We start from the raw sequence: 17,578 nt of genomic DNA, 5'->3' as shown, positions 1-17,578 counted from the left end.
ATCCTCCTGACACTAGATTAATAAATGAACATATATTCATAAAAGATACGTATCTATTATACACGTTTTCTTAACACATAGAAAAGCTTTTCAGTTTGAAAACAACACAATACATAGTGGTTAAACGGAATATGAGATACTAGGGAGGCGGAAGAAGTAAAAATTTTGATGTAAAAAATAACGATCTAATTTTTCCGTTATAACCTCGAATATAACCTCGAATCATTTTATTGCGGAAAGACAGAAAGAAAAGTGTGTTTTTATGTTGATAAGACATGTTTTGTTTCATTCATGCATAGGATAGATAAAAATGAATTATGGACAAAATGGATGGTGACATCATGGGAGAAAGAGAAATATTAATGGTTCCCATCATTACTATTTTTATGTTTTTAGGAATTACCTTGGGGGGGATTTTCAGCTTTTTATTCCGTTTTATTTTAGGAATGAAAATAGAGCGGACTTTCGTTTTCTGCGGCGGTCTGTTGCTCGGATTGATTCTATTCGAATTGCTTCCAGAAAGTTTTACTCAGAATAGCTGGATGGGAATTGTCTTAGGGATATTAGCAGGTATTTTATCGATGAGTATAGCTGAGAAATTATTACATAAAAATTTAAATGTGGCCAATGGAAGCCTAGAGTATATACGTTCTTTTGTACTTTTGCTTGTTGCAATTGGCATTCATAACTTGCCAACTGGTTTGGCGTTAGGGACCACAATGAAAACCGATGCATTTTCTCTTTCTCCACTGTTAGCCGCATTGATTCTACATCATATTCCTGAAGGAATGGCTTTAATGGGGGCAATGGCATTTGTAGAATCCCCATCCGTACTGTTTGTAATTAGTGCTGTTTTTTTGGCTGTTGTTCTTGGCGCAAGCATTTTTATCGGATTTCTAATTGGAGACAATTCTTACAAACTCAATACTCTCTTGTTCGGAGGAGCAATTGGCACTTTATCATTCGTAACGTTCCATGAAATCTTATGGAAAGCCAAAAGAAAAATGAGATTTCATGAGTTTGGGTTGTATGTATTACTTGGTTTATTGTTTGTTTATATGTTTTTATTACTTATTCATTAAATATTGTTTGACAGTGTATAGAGTATTATGATACTTTTTTTGTAGCATATATGAAAATGTGTTCATATATTCAATATAGGAGGAATATTTTATGGAAGAATCTAAACACACACAATCTGTTGATAAGGATTTAGACGAGGAAACCTTATTTATTGTTTCACAAACGTTTAAAGCATTAAGTGACCCGACGAGAATTAGAATCTTATATTTACTATCACAAAAGGAGTATTCAGTGAACGAAATTGCTGAAAAATTGTCGTTAGGACAATCAGCTGTGTCACATCAATTGCGCTTTCTAAAAAATTTGCGCCTTGTTAAATACCGACGCGCAGGAACGACGCTGTATTATTCTCATGACGATAAACATGTCATGAACATCCTGAAACAAACAATTGATCACGCGAGACATCATTAAAAAGGCAGGGATTTTATCATGGAGGAATATCGAATAAAAGGTTTGTCATGTGCTCATTGCGCCGCCGAAATCGAGAAGAAAATTCGGAGTTTAGAACACGGGGAATCAGCAACACTAAATTATAATACAGGAAAACTAAAAATTGATGAAAAAGTTGATTTAAAACAAGTCGAAAAAATTTTATCAGAAGACGGAGCATTTATTGAAAAAACTCAAGCTCATCATCACGAACATGAGCATTCACATCATCAAGGAGTCAATTTAAAGTTTTTACTTATTGTTTCGACTGCTTTATATTTCATAGCGTTTTTCCTTGAGAAGCAGACAAACAGTTTTCTGGTGATCGGTTTGTACTTAATTGCCATGGTTATTAGTGGATATCAGACGTTTTTGAAAGGTTTAAAAAACTTAATTAAACTGAAATTCAACATTGATACGTTGATGACCGTGGCATTAATTGGGGCCATCTCCATAGGAGAGTGGAAAGAAGCAACGGTTGTTGCCATTCTTTTTGGATTAAATGAATATCTTGAAGGCATTGGAATGGAAAAGGCCAGAAAGTCGATGGAAAAGTTGTTGGAAGTGGCTCCAAAGCAAGCGACAGTATTGAAGGATGGCATAGAGAAAGTGGTTCCTATTGAGTCCCTTCAAGTAGGAGATATTGTTTTAGTAAAACCCGGAGAAAAAATTCCTTCGGATGGAGTAGTTGTGGAAGGTAAAAGCTCCGTGAATGAGGCCGCTATTACGGGGGAGTCATTACCTGTTGAAAAGGAAAATGGAGAAACAGTATTTGGCGGAAGTATTAATAACGAAGGGATTTTGAAAATTGAGATTACAAAATCATATGAGGATTCATCATTAGCCAAAATTTTACACTTAGTCGAGGAAGCACAGGAAACAAAAACGCCAACTGAATTGTTTATCAATCGTTTTGCCAAATATTATACTCCTCTAATCATGATTGTTGCCGTTTTAGTTATGGTGATACCTCCACTATTTTTTGGTGCCGAGTGGAACAAATGGTTTTATCAAGGTTTAGCCGTTTTAATTGTCGGGTGTCCGTGTGCGCTAATTTTATCTTCACCGATTGCAATTGTTTCTGGGATTACAAGAAATGCTCGTAACGGGATTCTTGTGAAAGGGGGAGTGTTTCTTGAGCAGTTAGGAAAAATTAATACGATTGCCTTCGATAAAACGGGAACTCTTACAAAAGGAGAGCCACATGTTGAAAAAGTAACGGTTTATATAGATGATCAAGATGAGTTTTATCGGATTATCGGTTCAATTGAGAAAAATTCATCCCACCCGTTGGCCAAGGCAATTATGAAAAAAGTGGTTGAGACAGAAGTTGCTTTACATGATCCGGAGGAAATCGAAACGGTTTCTGGACAAGGAATCATCGCGCTTATTCAAGGCAAACGGTATTGGGTGGGGAACGAGAAAAGTATTTCGCATTTACAAATAACGGAGAAAGTAAAAGCCGATATTGAGAAAATGAAAGAAGAAGGCTTGACGTTAGTGTTGCTTGCTGATGAACGTCAAGTGATGGGGCTAGTCGGAATTTCTGATGAAATTAGAGAAGAAAGTAAAAGTGTAATCAAGGCGCTCCATCAAGCGGGTATTCAACATACAGTGATGTTGACGGGTGACCATCAAAAAACAGCAGAGAAAGTGGCACGAAAAGTGGGAGTAACAGAGTATTACGCCAATCTGTTACCAGAAGATAAAGTGGAAAAGGTAAAAGAATTAGCGTTAAAAGGCAAAGTGGCGATGATTGGTGACGGTATCAATGATGCACCTGCTTTAGCAACAGCTGATTTGGGTATTGCAATGGGAAAAGGTACTGACAGCGCAATTGAAACGGCAGACATCGTTTTAATGCAAGACCATCTTGGAAAACTACCGAGCGCTATAAGAACTGCTAAAAAAGTAAATCGTATTATCAAACTAAATATTTCCCTTGCATTAGGTCTTAAATTATTAGCTCTATTACTGACTATTCCGGGCTTGCTTACACTCTGGATTGCTATTTTATCGGATATGGGTGCCACTATTTTAGTTACTTTAATTAGCTTAACGATTTTGTGGGAGAATAAAGAACATAATGTAATAAATTAGATAAAGAAATATACATCTAAGTTTTCGATGTATTTGATACACGCATAAAATAAAATTGCTAAAGATTAACCGTTGGTGGGAAAACGGATGAAACCAGAAAAAACGGAATCGAAAATGAAAAAGAGTATAGAACAGATTATTGAACATTTTAGAAAGAAAGGCATTCAAGTAGAGAAGGTATTATCGAGAGCGAGCATGGCAAGAAATCTTAAATGTGTTCTGTTATAAAAGTCATATGGTTCTTACGAAATTAAGTAAGAGGGGAGCGGGGCGACTCTCCCTTGTCTTCTCCACCACCTAGCACGCGGTCCTGAACTAAGTGGTTCACTAATCTTGATGAAGTTCAACATATTTCTGCATAATGCTCTTGAGTCCTCGGGATTGCCAATACGCAATTCCGAGGACTTTGTTCTGTATAAATGAGGAGTGCGTGTCGTCCGCCATGCTTTTTGGGTAAAAGCGTCATCTTTCCGTTCATATGCCCACCCAAGTTTATTGAAATAGCCCTTGGCGGCTTTGGACTTTACCTTGTCTAGCAGTCTCATCGGGCAATTTGGTTCGTGTAATCTAGACCAGCGTTTGCCTCCAGATTTCTCCAGATTCTACCTCGTGATAGACACCTTGCCTTTGGTTAGCCGTAGACGCTCGCTAATCCCCGCCTAGGATTTTTATAGATGACGCCCATACTGGGAGCACCATGAAAAGGTAAAAATGCGCCGCCATTTTTGCGCCTAGGATGATTGCAAAATTTTAATGTGCTCTAAAATCGTTTCGTACGGAACATCCTGCACTCCGTTATATGTCTGGACGATTTTGCCGTCTGGACCGACCAAATAAAAGCTTGTTCCGTGAATGACTTGATCGTCGTTTTCCGGTTTTTTCACGATCGTTTTAAAGCTTTTTTGCGCCAGTTGCTCGATTTCTTCTTGGCTATATCCCGTCAACAAATGCCAATTTGACAAATCTGTTGTAAATTTTTTGGCATAGGCCTCGAGCTTTTCCGGCGTATCTACTTCCGGATCGACGCTAAATGAGACAAATTCGACCTTAAGCCCTTTCTTGGCCGCCATTTTTTTCAGCTTCGCCATATTCGCTGTCATCGGCGGACAGACGGTTTCACAGCTTGTAAAAATAAAATCAGCTACCCATACTTTTCCCTTTAAATTACGCAACCCAAACCTCTTCCCATGTTGGTCGGTAAACGTAAAATCATCTACCGGCCAATTTTTGGCGTCCGGAATCGTTTTTCCGCACGCAGCTAGCAACACGATGGAAAGAATAAGCAACATTCGTTTCATCTTTACCTTCACCTATCCTCTCTCTTCGTCCGTATCATACATGATCCTGAGCGCTACGTCTCCGGTATAAATCGAAATAATTGGCGTCGTCCTGGCAATATCGATATGCGAACATCCCGTCGCTTCTATGAGCACCTGTTTCAGTCATTTCGCTCATGCCTGCGCATAGCATGGGCAATCGCCATCGCCCGTACGGTTTGCTTGGCGAGTTCCTCTGCAAACTGATTCGTTAAATATTTCACCGTCCGTGAGAAACTTTAGCTTGTCCATAAAATCGATAAGCTGAAGTTTCTTTAAGGAGTTTTTTTCACTTTACAATTACTTCGTTTTTAGGCATATTATGCATTCCTCTAGCTGTTGTGTGTGAAATGACATAGTACTTTCCTGTTTCTTTAAAGACATAAGTAACCTTGTATTCACCATTTTTAGTGTGTTTGGCTTCAATTTTTTTATGTTGGTCTTTCGTTTGTCCTTCCTTCCAAATTTCAAATGTTACTTCATCAGCATCTTCTACTTTTTCGGTTCCTTGAGTAACAGTGGCGACTAATTCCACCTCTTTATTGACCTTTATATTCTCTGGAATTGTTTTAAATTTTACTTCAATCAATTCTGGGGCTTCTTTTTCCTGGCTACACCCACCAAGTACAAAAAGGCTTATTAAAGCCAACGCGAATAACTTTTTCATTTTTAACACTATCAAAAACCTCCCTAAGTAAGGTTAGTAATATCTTATATCATTTTACTTCATAAAAAGGCTTTGTTCTGTTATGAAATGTGGCTAAAAACCAACAATAAAGAAATTTCCATGCACAATGCAATATTATTAAATGAATATATATTCATATTTAAAACATCACTGATTGGTATGTAAAATATAAAGGCTGCAAAATGGCGAATATACGAATGATTGGTTGCTATCGTTTAATGAATACATTTGGAAAGAGAGAAACCTATTGAATAATAAAATAAATTCAGAAGAAGAATATGTAAAAAGGAGGTTCAAATATGGGACATCATCATGGTTGCGGAGATCATTCTCATGCACATCATGCAAATCAAAAAGCATTGCTAATTAGTTTTTTTCTCATTTTATCATTTCTTGTTGTTGAAATTATAGGTGGGATTTTAACGAACAGTCTTGCTTTAATATCCGATGCAGGACACATGTTAAGCGATGCAGCAGCATTGGGTTTAAGTCTTTTAGCTCTAAAGATGGGAGAAAAGCAAGCAAGTGAAACGAAAACCTACGGATATAAACGATTTGAAATTTTAGCTGCATTATTGAATGGAGTGACCCTTTTACTCATTTCTGTCTATATATTCTACGAAGCCTACCATCGTTTCTTTGATCCACCTAAAGTAATGAGTTTTGGAATGTTGACAGTAGCTGGAATTGGACTTATCGTTAATGTTTTAGCTGCATGGATTTTAATGAAAGGAGATAGGAGTGAGAACCTTAATTTAAGAAGTGCTTTCTTACATGTGTTGGGAGATTTACTTGGGTCAGCTGGGGCGATTGTAGCAGGATTACTTATATTACTTTTTGATTGGAACATTGCTGATCCGATTGTGAGTGTGTTGGTATCTGTTTTAGTTTTAATTAGTGGTTGGCGTGTAACGAAGGAATCTGTCCATATTCTCATGGAAGGAAGACCGGTGCATATTGATTTGCAAGAAGTGAAAAATAAATTGTTGTCTTTATCAGGAGTCACAAGTGTTCATGATTTACATATATGGTCGATTACTTCAGGCTTTCCGGCTTTGAGTTGTCATCTTGTTGTTGATTCTCGGATTGATCGCGATCATGTATTACATGAGGCAAAAGCGATGTTACAGAAGCATTTTGGCATTCAGCACTCCACTATACAAATAGAAGGCGAACAAATGAAAAAATGTACGGAAACAGATATTTGCAATTAACACCCCCTTTTTTTTTGATAAGGGGGAAATTTTATTCTTTATACGCCTAACCTACAATAGCCTTTTTGTTAAAATGTGAAATAGGTTTTTTAAGAAAGTTTTTTTAATAAAAATACATATAATACCAAGTTTGCATTTACATCAAAGTGTTAGATTTGCGAAGTCGGTATCCGACAACGTATAGGAAATTTAAATAGAGTACGGCATGATGTTGTATTGCTTGAACGTTGCAGTCATAATTACTTTATAAATTTTATATAATGCTTTGTATATATAAAAAGTGACTGTATATGGCAGAATAAAAGTGGTTCTTACGTAATTTTAGTGATAGGAAGGGGACTAATTAACTGTAGTTGAGCAATTTTCGTTACAATAATTACCATTTAAAAAGAGACAAACAGGGTACCCCTTATGCCACGTGGAGCTGTTTTTTCACGGTATCAATGGGAATATTTTGTTTTGCTGCACGATAAATGAACTCCACGAGGCTATGTCCTTTTCTCTTGCGCAGGAGATCGAGCCCATCCGAAAAATCACTGTTAGACTCGAACATGCTGTACACATACGCAAGTAATGTAAATTATCAATCGTTTAAGATGACTATAAAAACCCGCCCGCACTCTCATTCGTTTGCTATTGCCAAAAGTTTATCCATCACGATTTTTCTCTGAGTTTTAACGTCTGGAAAAAAGCTTGTCACCTCTGTTTTTCGGCCATCATGAAATAACTACATACTCAACAGCCCAAACATTGTGATGAACAAGGGGGAAGAGATGATGAGAATATCTGATTTTCTTAAAAGATATCATTTGCATGGGAGTTTAATGGCGAACAGTGCCAGGCACTGTTCGCCTACATGTTGCACTGATTGTTGATGATCATGAAAAGGTAAGACGTCTCATACTCCTGAGCGTGACAGGCGTGACTCTAATGAAAAGACCGCAAAACGCTTCCTTTAAGAAACGCTTTGCGGTCTTTTTATTTTTTGTTTATTGAGGTGAAAATTCAGTTTGATCAATTACTTGAATTAGTTTAAAATTTTAGTTAGGACTTAAAATGATGATTAGGACTCCTTACACTATTCAAGATTGGCATGTCTTTTAAACATCGTATTGGAGTCCAATCCTTTTTTCTCCATGCATCTCAATATGATCGCATCATAGAATAATAAGAGAGTTTGCTCAAATAGTGAGCCCATTGGCTGGATCGTTTTATATCCGCTGTCTGATTGGTCTTTCGGTGAACCAGGTAATTTAACAGTGATATCAGCTAATTGTCCGATGGTTGATTCAGGGAAAATCGTAACAAGCGCTACTGTCGCGCCTAAGCGTTTTGCTTTTTCCGCCATGGAAACTAATGTTTTCGTTTCTCCTGAACCGGAGCCGATGATTAAAATGTCATCTTGTTCCAGGTTAGGGGTTATCGTTTCTCCTACTACATAGGCGTCTAAACCCATATGCATCATTCGCATCGCAAAAGATTTGGACATAAATCCAGATCTGCCTGCGCCAGCTACAAAGATTTTCTTTGCCTCAAGAATCCCTTTTACCAATTTTTCAGCTTCTTCATCAGCGATTAAATCGACTGTGCGATTTAACTCTTTTATGATTTCCGCTAAATATTGTGTAGTCTGCATAATTGTCATTCACCTTGCTCAAGCATTTTTTTCATTTCAGCAGCTACAGCTCGTTTATCTTTTTGTCCGGTAATACCGCCGCCGACAACGACAAGATCTGGTTTTGCTTTAATGACTTCTGGCAGCGTGTCTAATTTAATACCGCCAGCGATGGCTGTTTTCGCATTTTTTACAACACGCTTAATTGTGTGAAGTTCTTCAAGGGAATCTTTTCCGACTGCTTGAAGATCGTATCCTGTGTGTACACAAATATAGTCAACTCCAAATTCATCCACTTCTTTAGCGCGTTCTTCTAAATTTTTAACACCGATCATGTCAACCAAGATTTTTTTGCCTTGTTTCCTAGCTTCTTCAACGGCTCCCCTGATCGACATATCTTCAGCCACTCCAAGGATCGTAATAATGTCCGCGCCAGCTTCGGATGCTTTCATGACTTCATATGCAGCCGCATCCATGATTTTTAAGTCGGCTAAAACGGTTAAATGAGGAAATGCTTCTTTAATTTCCTTAACAGCTCTCAGGCCTTCATTAATAATAACAGGAGTACCGATTTCTACAATATCCACATACTCCTCAACTTCTTTCACAAGCTCTTTTGCTTCAGGAATATTTACAAGATCCAATGCTAATTGTAGTTGCATGAATTCTTCCCCCCTAATAAAAATTGATTGTTTGTTGCACAAGCGAACATATCTTTTACCTGCTTACCACTTGTACAGCAATCAGTATACTATGTATGACTTTCTTTAGAAAGTACGCACTTTATTTTTACATAGTGTTAAAAAGTATACTATTGGATATGATCATTTCATTCTCGGGACACCTGTCTTCCTTTTTCAAAATGTGCCTAACAACATCTGACCGATGCGTATGTCGAAACATGAAATTCCTTCCTTTCCTCTTCAACCGCACTAATATGTACTTTCTTTCGCCATTTTGCAATAAATCCTCATTTTTCCAAAGATGTTCATTGACTTCACAAAATGACGAAACAGTAGTAAAATTCATGATTAATCACGCAGGAAACCCCTGCTTTCAAGCATGGGGAGGAATGCGTTTTTTTTGTTTATTTTTCGCTAAAAAAATATAAAATCAAATTAGTGAAAGGTGGTGAGGACATGAAATTGACTTTAACAGCAAAAATTAAAATTTTACCGACATCTGAACAAGAACAACTTCTTCAAAAAACGATGCAAGCATATCGTGATGCGTGCAATGCGGTGTCGGAAGTGATATACAAAGAAAACACCCTTGTGCAAGCCAAACTTCACAAGATGACGTACCGCAAACTTCGCTCTACATTTGGCTTAAAATCTCAAATGGCGCAGTCTGTGTTAAAAACGGTGATTGCAAAATATAAAACCAACCAAACCAATGGACATAAGCGTTGTCAGATTGCGTTTAAAAAACCGCAAATAGACCTCGTTTTTAATCGAGATTACAGCCTAACCAAAGGGTTGTTTTCCATCAATACGTTAGAAGGACGAATCAAAGTTCCTTTTCAAACGAAAGAACTTGAAACGTATTTCGACGGAACATGGACGTTTGGAACAGCAAAGTTAGTGAATAAACATCAAAAGTGGTTTCTCCATATCCCTGTATCCAAAGAAATGGAAGAAGCAAACCTTCATCACATTTGCCAAGTGGTTGGCGTAGATATGGGTGTAAATTTTCTTGCGACTGTTTATGATTCAAACGGACAGACGCTATTTTTCAAAGGTAGACACATCAAACACAAACGAGCAAAGTATAAACAACTCCGCAGACAACTACAAAAAAAGCAAACTCCGTCTGCTCGTAGAAGATTAAAGAAAATCGGTCAACGAGAAAACCGTTGGATGCAAGATGTCAACCATTGCATCAGTAAGGCACTCGTTGAGCGTTATGGTAAGAACACGCTGTTTGTGTTAGAGGATTTAACAGGTGTTCGCCAAAGAACAGAAAAAGTGTCCGTTAACCATCGGTATGAAATGGTATCTTGGGCGTTTTATGATTTAAGACAAAAAATCGAGTACAAAGCACACAAACACCGAGCCAAAGTGATTGTGGTAGACCCAACATACACATCCCAAACATGTCCAAAATGCGGACATACAGAGAAAGCAAACCGAAATAAGAAAACGCACACGTTTTGTTGTCGAACATGCGGATATACCTCAAACGATGACCGAGTTGGTGCGATGAACCTTCAACGAAAAGGAATCGAGTACATCGTTGAAGGAACGACACAGGCATGACCTGCGTCGTTGGGTAGTTGTCAACCTGCCCTGATGCAACCCCAAGTGAAGGAAGGAGGATAACATCCGCTTGCACTTCTGGGGAGTTGCAAGCCCACGGCTTTAGTCGTTGGGTAGTTGACATAATCATATAAGAAAGGTGGGAATAAACAATAAGGCGAACAGTGCCAGGCACTGTTCGCCTATTTTACGGGGATAAATATCATCTACTCCCACTCTTCAAAAGATAAATTGGTAGGCTCGTCTAAAAGGTCAACTGTAAAATCAATATTTGTTGTTGGTGTACGCTCATCCACTTCCTCAAATTTAAGTTCATCAATCCACACTTGCCCTTTCCCCAAAAGTAAAACACCAAAAGATATGACTGCACTATTTTTAGGAACATCTAAAACGATATAGTAATGATTCCATTCAGTATCTCCTACAATCGGGCGGTCACTCATATTATCAAATTGCAACACATCCCCAAGTGCATCATCCACTCGCATCCAAAACCCACAGAATCCATCAACACCTTTTGATTTTATAAACCCAGAAAGTTTTATCCTTTTACCAAGATACTTTTCTGCCTTAAATTGTTGCATCATTGTGGCAAATTCAGCTTGAGATTGGACAGTAACAGCCTTTAAGAATCCAGATGCTTTCCCCTTGTGAAAGATTTCTCTGTCAATTCCCATTTTATAATTAAACGGGTGACTTCCGCTTAATTTCCATCCTTTCAATTGTTCGTTTTTCAACATGACATCCTCCCTTTGTAAAGTTAATTTACCCATGATTTTGCGGTATTGTCCTGGCGGTAATTGATAATATTTCTTAAACGAACGGGTAAATGATTCTTGTGTTTCAAAGCGATAATAGAAAGCAATATCTATTATCTTTTTATCCGTATAAAGCAGCATGTTGGCTGAATTAGCAATTCTTCGATATCGAACATATTCAGATACAGTCACACCAACTTCTTTTTGAAAAATACGATGAAAATGGTACTTTGAAAAACCAGCAAACTGAGCAATGTTTTCTAAAGATAATTCTTCATGCAAATTAGTCTCTATATATTCAATCGTTTTTTGAATAATGGGACTGTAGCTCATTTCATAGGCCTCCTTACACCTCCTTACAAATAAGATAACAGAAGAAACCATGATTTTTTTGACCTATATTGCTTTGTTTAACATCAAACGAATATTGATTTTGTATATCATAAAGTTCAAAGCATAGGATAAGTCCCGAATTTCCTGATCAAATCACATCAAAAAATGATTTTCCTTTCGCCTGCCCCCTTTAAGTAACAAACCGTAAGAACGCGATGATCCCATTTTGAATTCCCTACTATGTCAAGAGACAATAAATCATGTCCATCCCTCTCCTCCCCCCTCAAACCCTCTCTTCCCTAGAACCTCAAGGGTTTTCGGGATTTGAGGAACCAGTTGGAACAAAAAACCAGGAAAATAAAAAGTGTCCGTCCAATTGGAATAAATTGGCGAACAGTGCCAGGCACTGTTCGCCTTTAAATAGTGCACAAAAAGACGAGGAAACACCTCGCCTCGTTTTGTCAGATATCGTTGAATGCAACATATTGGCTATTATGTTGTATTTATTTTCTCCTTTGTAAAGAAGGATAGCTATGAAAACTTGTGAGTTTAGTTAGTTTAATTATCTATCACCTCAATCTTTTCTGCACCAACCTGTAAAATTTTAGACTCTTGCACAGGTGGGGTATACCAAACTCTAATTTTTTGACCAACATTTATATTCTTATAATATTCCTCATCAACATAGAATAAAAAGCTATCATGATTAGCTGCATATTTAAGTATTTCGTCCTGAGACATACTACTGATATCCTCTTTGGTAATATCATTAATAACCAATAGTCTTTTACCATTATACTCTTTCTTTAACGCTACATACCCTTCAAATAAAACAAAATCAGATGATTCTTTTCCTGTTTCATTTTTAGAACAAGAAATTAACAATAATAGGATTGGAAACCAAAGAAGTTTCTTTTTCATAGCTACCCCCTGACCAGAACTAATAGAGATTAGTTTTAGTATTAAAAAACAATTTCAAAAAAATCAAAACGCTCTATAAAATGTAATAAAACTTTCAGTCAAATCTTACATTTGTATCGCTGGCGAACAGTGCCAGGCACTGTTCGCCTTGAAGCGCTATATAGAATTAAACAGACGATTTTTCCCTTAGCGTAGGGAAAATCTTAGTGGCAGTACCTTTTTAAGAAATGGTTTTAATCAACTTTAAATGGGATTTCTTCTTTATAAGCCTTTGTATATTTTTCAATCAACTCCTTCTTCTCCACATCGCTATTAATTGGAATATCTCCACCAACAGGGATTAGTGTGTGCCACTTTTCTTCCGCTAAATATCTAGTCGCGAACAAGTAAGTTTGTCCTTCCTCAATTAGTTTATCACCCTCCATTAAAAACAAATAATCTCCTTCATACCCACCTACTTGGTTCACTTTTATTGTACCGTTTACTTCACCCTTAATATTATAAAGAACCTCAACTTCGAATTGTGTTTCTGGATAATCCCTATTTCTTGTTCCAACTTGCTTTACAACTTTACCTACAAAAACATTATCTGAAAAACCTACAACCTCTCTAGGATTGCTAATATCAATAGCATAATTTAAATCTATAGACTTAATTATAGGATTTTTTGGTGGAGTATTTGTAAAATAATTAGGAACAAAATATATAATTGATATAAACGCAATCATCACTGGAGCTAAAACAAGTACCCATTTACGTTTTGGCTTTTTTAATTCTAATTTAGCTTTTTGTATTCCCAACTTACTTCTAGTGTGAACTTCCTTCGGGACTTCAATCTTATTTATTTCCTGTGTAATTTTATTGCTCACATACATCATCTCCTTTCCATTCTTTTTGAAGTTTTTTTAACGCTCTATATAAAATTGTTTTTGCTGTTCCTAAAGGAATATCAAGTATGTCCGCAACTTCTTGAATAGTGCAACTATTATAGAATCTTAAGATAATGACATTCTTCTCATCTAATGATAATTTTTCAATCAAATCCTTTATTGTAACAGAATTTGGAATATTGTCATCTATATCTTGTTTACTTACCTGAGATTCGACTACATCGTAATTTTCGATTAACGTAATTTTCTTTTGAGAGCGAATAATATCTAAAGCACATCTTATTGCAATGCTAATTGACCAAGTTTTAAAGTATTTTGGTTCTCTAAGACTGATTATCGATTTGAATGCTCGATATGCAGTTTCTTGAACTACATCCAGTGCATCATCTTTGTTTTTTAGATAAATAAATGCAATTCTATAAATTTCTCCTTCATACGGCTGAAATATTTTCAAAAATGCTTCTCTATCGCCTTTCTGGGCTCTTTTAATCAATCTTATAATTGAAAACACCTCCAATAATTGCTTTATCAATTATTAGACGTAAAGAGTTATAATTTAGCTTTTAGTTTTCGGAAATTTTTTCAACTATATAAAAACAAGGATGTCTCAAAAGCGTTCGTATATTGTTCACTTTTGGGGAATTTTTTTGGCAAAAAAGAAGAAAACCGTTCCTTTTTTGGTATCATAAGGTCACCACAACCCTACCAAGAAAGGACGGTTTTCTAATGTACATTCATTATAACCGAAATCAACTCATTTTGCCAATGAATCTTGATAATGTCCATTCCAGAACATCATCTTTGCCAGATTGTGTATCTAGCCGTAAAATATCGAACAGTGCCAGGCACTGTTCGCCAAATATCTGAAGGTAAAAACAATACCATCAGACTTAAAAATGTTGATTTAGAAAAGATAAGACGAAAAGAATTATTTTCAGAGGCTGCTAAAAATGATTATCAAAACTTATACTTATCTTATTTTGAAGAAAGTGACTTCTATAACAAAGATAAAGGATATGAATATTTTATTATTCCTAGTGATTATGAAGGTTTTATTTATGTGAGTAATACCAATACTAATCTTTACTATATGTATTTATATCCAGAAATGATGGGTCCTACAAGACCTTATTGGATTAAAAAGTTAAATTAAAAACGTTAGATATAAATTTTAAGGGTCTTCACCATTTTCTGTGATTTCTACTCAATCCTAGAGACATGTTAGCTGGATGAAATAGGTTCATCGGTCAGGATCCTTCTTCCGCATACAGACCACGAAGTTGGTAGAATGGAAACAGTCAAGTGCTTTCCTTGACGGGTTCCATTCTACCAACTATCATACCGATAGCGGAAGAAGGGAGTGCTTAGGCAGCCTGACTACCTGTAGTGTTCCCTGTACACTCCAGAAATACACGTAAACGAAACCGTTCTAGATTTCGATAGCCATATGCCCGGCGTTTGATGTTTTTGATCTTGTGATTCGTCCCCTCGATTCGGGCATTCGTATATGGGCACAAAAAGTAGGAAAGAATCGGCTCCTTCCACCTTTCAAGCGTGTTGGCTGCTTCCTGAAAAGAAGCAAAAGGGCTCTGTTTAGCTAACTTAATCCATTCTTCCAAGCGTTCCTTTGCTTCGTTATATCCATCGGTTCGGTAAAAATCCCGAAACAACTCTTTCAGATAATAAGCAATGGAAAGTGTCGGATACTCCTCCAAGATATCGTCTAATCGAAGCCGTTGGTCCTTACGAAGCTTTTCACAGCCTTTTAAGAGAAGATATCGAGCCTTTTTCAATGGAGAAAATTCCTTTCTTGCTTGATCCAAGGCTTGTGTCACTTTGGCGAACAGTGCCAGGCACTGTTCGCCTTCAGTTAAAGAAGGATTCTAAATCCAAGTATGGATTTATTATTGTTACTAGCCATCCTAAATATAAATAAGGGGTGTAAGAGATGGATATAGGAAAAGAGTTTGAAAACCTTCAATATTTTTTTGATTCGTATTATAATCAGACTTTTTATGATGCAAAATTAGAGGATAAGTTTTTAGAATTTCTCAATGACGAACCTAAATGGGTACCAAAAGCTTTAAAAGAGGAAATCAAAAAATTAGAACAAATATATAACAATAAAGATATTAATACATGGGCTAAAATAGAGGAACTAGTACATGAAAACAGTATGAGATATTTCCCGTACGAAGATGGTAAAAAATTTATTGAAATAGCCAATAAATTCTTAGAAAATGTATAATACAAATTGGCGAACAGTGCCAGGCACTGTTCGCCTAAGGCATCTAGTCTTTTTAAACCAAACAATTTAACATTCAGCGATTATTTCTGGCCTCATTTTTTTATTTGTTTTAAAAATAACGATTTACCTATGGTGCTAGTTGAGCGCTGATGCTCAACCAGCACCATAGGAATAAAAATGGACTCTAAACAGAATAAGGGGGAGGCTTCCATTGCTTCAGTATATCCATTCGCCTTTAGGAAATTGTTGAAAATCCATCCGCTTTCTTTCGCCTCCTCGCTTAGGGGCGCGACAAAAAGCTCGTTTTATCAAAAACTGAAGAGCTGGCTTTTGTTTCGTGTTTACGATTCCATTACCAATCGTTTCGATGATCAAAGAGAGGATTGATGTCATGAAAAAGAAACCATTTCATTTCCTTTGGATCGGACAATCTTTCGCGAATTTCGGAGATGTGTTCTACATTGTTTCCGTTGTCTCTTGCCTATATCATTTGGCATCGAAAGCCATGGCTGCCGCCTTAGTCCCTTTTTTCGTTACATTGTCGTTATTTATTAGTGGAATCGTCGCACCGATATTTTTCGAAAAATATAAACTAAAAACGTTACTGTCCTACGGACAACTGTGTAAAACATTTCTGCTGCTTTTTCTCTCGCTGTTTTTGCAATGGGGTGCGGAACATCACATTGCGATCGTTTACGTTTTTGTATCATTGATCGCTTTTTTAGACGGGATCAATAATCCGATTAAAAACTCCCTCGTTCCTTTTATAGTTTCCAAGGAGGAAATCTTGAAAGCCAACAGTTTTTTAAACACGTTAGACCAATTCATCAAACTTAGCGCATGGCCGATCGGGAGTTTGATTGTCAGTGCGGGATCGCCGTTCCTTTTAATCCATATCACCTTATTGTTCTATATCGTTTCAAGCATTCTCATGTTTCTGTTGCCTATACAAGAACATACAAAGAAGAATACGGTCCAAGACAAAGGCCTAAAGAACTTTCTCCTTTCGATCCGTCTAGGATGGGAATACACGTGGAGAAATGTGCACGCAAAATCGATTAGCTTCATGTCATTTTTTGAAGGAATCGGAAATGGCGTCTGGATTTCGGCCATCCTTTATATGTATGTGAAAGAACAATTACATGTAGGAGAGGAATGGTGGGGATATATTAACTCTGTTTTCTTTGGCGGCATGGTGATAGGGGGATTGTTAAGCGTTAAGTTTAGTCAATCGGTTGAAAAAAACCAGCAATTTTTTGTATTGTTTGGCCCGTTTTGTATCGCTATTGTCACACTGTTATTTGGAACAACGACGCACGGTGCGCTGGCGCTTCTGTATTCCGCCCTGTACGGGATCATCGAACAATGGAAGCTGATCTGTCTTCAGACGATTCTTCAAAAAAATGCCCGGATGGACGCTCTGCCTCATGTTTTTGCCGTGCAGGGAGTCATTAGTTCCGTAACATTCGGAATTTCCACATTGTTAATGAGCTTTATCGCCGATGTTTACGGGATTCGTTTTTCATTTTATTTGTCTGTTTGCTGCTTTTTGATCAGCGGCTGGATCAGTTATCGTCGGCGGAAAATCTGGAGTTATAAGGAGAACCAAAAAGGAGAAATCACGGGAACTATTTTGTGAGCTCCCTCTGTAAATGATCACTTTATTTCAGAACAAAGCAAAGGAATCAGTCTTGCTTCATCATATGGCAGAGCGCAAACCGA

16 protein-coding genes and 2 pseudogenes are annotated in these 17,578 nt (G+C 37.1%); 8 read left to right on the top strand and 10 right to left on the bottom strand.

The window, feature by feature from the left end; translation table 11 throughout:
* Positions 1 to 317 precede the first annotated feature (317 nt).
* The 3 genes from NSQ23_RS02575 to NSQ23_RS02565 all read left to right on the top strand — a co-directional run bounded on the left by NSQ23_RS02575 (position 318) and on the right by NSQ23_RS02565 (position 3,615).
* Positions 318 to 1,082, top strand: coding sequence for a ZIP family metal transporter (locus NSQ23_RS02575; RefSeq protein ID WP_080706532.1), 765 nt, complete (start codon positions 318 to 320; stop codon positions 1,080 to 1,082).
* A gap of 91 nt (positions 1,083 to 1,173) precedes the next feature.
* Positions 1,174 to 1,497, top strand: a complete 324-nt coding sequence (locus tag NSQ23_RS02570; protein ID WP_033015899.1) for a metalloregulator ArsR/SmtB family transcription factor — start codon at positions 1,174 to 1,176, stop codon at positions 1,495 to 1,497.
* An 18-nt stretch (positions 1,498 to 1,515) separates the two neighbouring features.
* Positions 1,516 to 3,615, top strand: a complete 2,100-nt coding sequence (locus tag NSQ23_RS02565) for a cation-translocating P-type ATPase (protein WP_064214496.1) — start codon at positions 1,516 to 1,518, stop codon at positions 3,613 to 3,615.
* Between the two features lie 731 nt (positions 3,616 to 4,346).
* Here the strand turns inward: NSQ23_RS02565 and NSQ23_RS02560 are convergent.
* Together NSQ23_RS02560 and NSQ23_RS02555 are read right to left on the bottom strand one after the other, a co-directional pair.
* Positions 4,347 to 4,913 (bottom strand): SCO family protein, encoded by a 567-nt coding sequence (locus NSQ23_RS02560; RefSeq protein ID WP_033015904.1) that lies wholly within the window; start codon positions 4,911 to 4,913, stop codon positions 4,347 to 4,349.
* Between the two features lie 307 nt (positions 4,914 to 5,220).
* Positions 5,221 to 5,598, bottom strand: coding sequence for a FixH family protein (locus NSQ23_RS02555; RefSeq protein ID WP_042410023.1), 378 nt, complete (start codon positions 5,596 to 5,598; stop codon positions 5,221 to 5,223).
* Positions 5,599 to 5,918: 320 nt separating this feature from the next.
* Between NSQ23_RS02555 and NSQ23_RS02550 the strand changes: the two genes are divergently transcribed.
* Positions 5,919 to 6,833, top strand: a complete 915-nt coding sequence (locus NSQ23_RS02550) for a cation diffusion facilitator family transporter (RefSeq protein ID WP_033015916.1) — start codon at positions 5,919 to 5,921, stop codon at positions 6,831 to 6,833.
* Positions 6,834 to 7,242: 409 nt separating this feature from the next.
* On the opposite strand, the pseudogene NSQ23_RS02545 reads toward NSQ23_RS02550, so the two are convergent.
* From NSQ23_RS02545 to hxlA, 3 genes and pseudogenes are all read right to left on the bottom strand, one after another.
* Positions 7,243 to 7,404: pseudogene (locus NSQ23_RS02545) on the bottom strand (IS701 family transposase); the annotation flags it as partial.
* 507 nt (positions 7,405 to 7,911) lie between these two features.
* A complete protein-coding gene (gene hxlB, locus NSQ23_RS02540) occupies positions 7,912 to 8,469 on the bottom strand; it encodes a 6-phospho-3-hexuloisomerase (protein WP_077429955.1) in 558 nt (185 codons plus the stop codon).
* 5 nt (positions 8,470 to 8,474) lie between these two features.
* Positions 8,475 to 9,110, bottom strand: a complete 636-nt coding sequence (gene hxlA / locus NSQ23_RS02535; protein WP_339172729.1) for a 3-hexulose-6-phosphate synthase — start codon at positions 9,108 to 9,110, stop codon at positions 8,475 to 8,477.
* A gap of 477 nt (positions 9,111 to 9,587) precedes the next feature.
* Between hxlA and NSQ23_RS02530 the strand changes: the two genes are divergently transcribed.
* On the top strand, positions 9,588 to 10,706 hold the full coding sequence (locus tag NSQ23_RS02530) for a transposase (protein WP_339170009.1): 1,119 nt from the start codon (positions 9,588 to 9,590) through the stop codon (positions 10,704 to 10,706).
* 206 nt (positions 10,707 to 10,912) lie between these two features.
* Here NSQ23_RS02530 and NSQ23_RS02525 read toward each other — a convergent pair whose 3' ends face one another.
* The 4 genes from NSQ23_RS02525 to NSQ23_RS02510 all read right to left on the bottom strand — a co-directional run bounded on the left by NSQ23_RS02525 (position 10,913) and on the right by NSQ23_RS02510 (position 14,101).
* Positions 10,913 to 11,797, bottom strand: coding sequence for an AraC family transcriptional regulator (locus NSQ23_RS02525; RefSeq protein ID WP_064213871.1), 885 nt, complete (start codon positions 11,795 to 11,797; stop codon positions 10,913 to 10,915).
* 558 nt (positions 11,798 to 12,355) lie between these two features.
* Positions 12,356 to 12,718, bottom strand: coding sequence for a DUF3221 domain-containing protein (locus tag NSQ23_RS02520; RefSeq protein WP_064213870.1), 363 nt, complete (start codon positions 12,716 to 12,718; stop codon positions 12,356 to 12,358).
* Between the two features lie 233 nt (positions 12,719 to 12,951).
* Positions 12,952 to 13,587 (bottom strand): hypothetical protein, encoded by a 636-nt coding sequence (locus NSQ23_RS02515; protein WP_062898339.1) that lies wholly within the window; start codon positions 13,585 to 13,587, stop codon positions 12,952 to 12,954.
* Complete coding sequence (locus tag NSQ23_RS02510; RefSeq protein ID WP_331202016.1) at positions 13,577 to 14,101, bottom strand: sigma-70 family RNA polymerase sigma factor; 525 nt, start codon at positions 14,099 to 14,101, stop codon at positions 13,577 to 13,579. Before NSQ23_RS02510 ends, NSQ23_RS02515 begins: the two co-directional genes overlap by 11 nt.
* 285 nt (positions 14,102 to 14,386) lie before the next feature.
* Here NSQ23_RS02510 and NSQ23_RS02505 point away from each other — a divergent pair, with 285 nt between their 5' ends.
* Positions 14,387 to 14,761: a hypothetical protein gene (locus NSQ23_RS02505; protein WP_064214481.1), complete on the top strand. Its 375-nt coding sequence runs from the start codon at positions 14,387 to 14,389 to the stop codon at positions 14,759 to 14,761.
* A 211-nt stretch (positions 14,762 to 14,972) separates the two neighbouring features.
* On the opposite strand, the pseudogene NSQ23_RS02500 reads toward NSQ23_RS02505, so the two are convergent.
* Positions 14,973 to 15,446, bottom strand: a pseudogene (locus NSQ23_RS02500) (transposase); the annotation flags it as partial.
* A gap of 110 nt (positions 15,447 to 15,556) precedes the next feature.
* Between NSQ23_RS02500 and NSQ23_RS02495 the strand changes: the two are divergent.
* Entirely contained in the window at positions 15,557 to 15,856 is a 300-nt protein-coding gene (locus NSQ23_RS02495) for a hypothetical protein (RefSeq protein WP_339172718.1), read from the top strand.
* Positions 15,857 to 16,193: 337 nt separating this feature from the next.
* The gene (locus NSQ23_RS02490; protein WP_339172715.1) at positions 16,194 to 17,495 is read left to right on the top strand and encodes an MFS transporter; all 1,302 of its coding nucleotides are present in this window, start codon (positions 16,194 to 16,196) and stop codon (positions 17,493 to 17,495) included.
* The last annotated feature ends 83 nt before the right edge of the window (positions 17,496 to 17,578 follow it).

The sequence above is a fragment of the Anoxybacillus sp. FSL W8-1294 genome (assembly GCF_037965005.1).
GTDB classification, from domain to species: Bacteria; Bacillota; Bacilli; order Bacillales; family Anoxybacillaceae; genus Anoxybacillus; species Anoxybacillus flavithermus_G.
The sequence above is the reverse complement of the archived record's forward strand: the minus strand, read 5'-3'. Positions and strand labels throughout refer to the sequence as shown.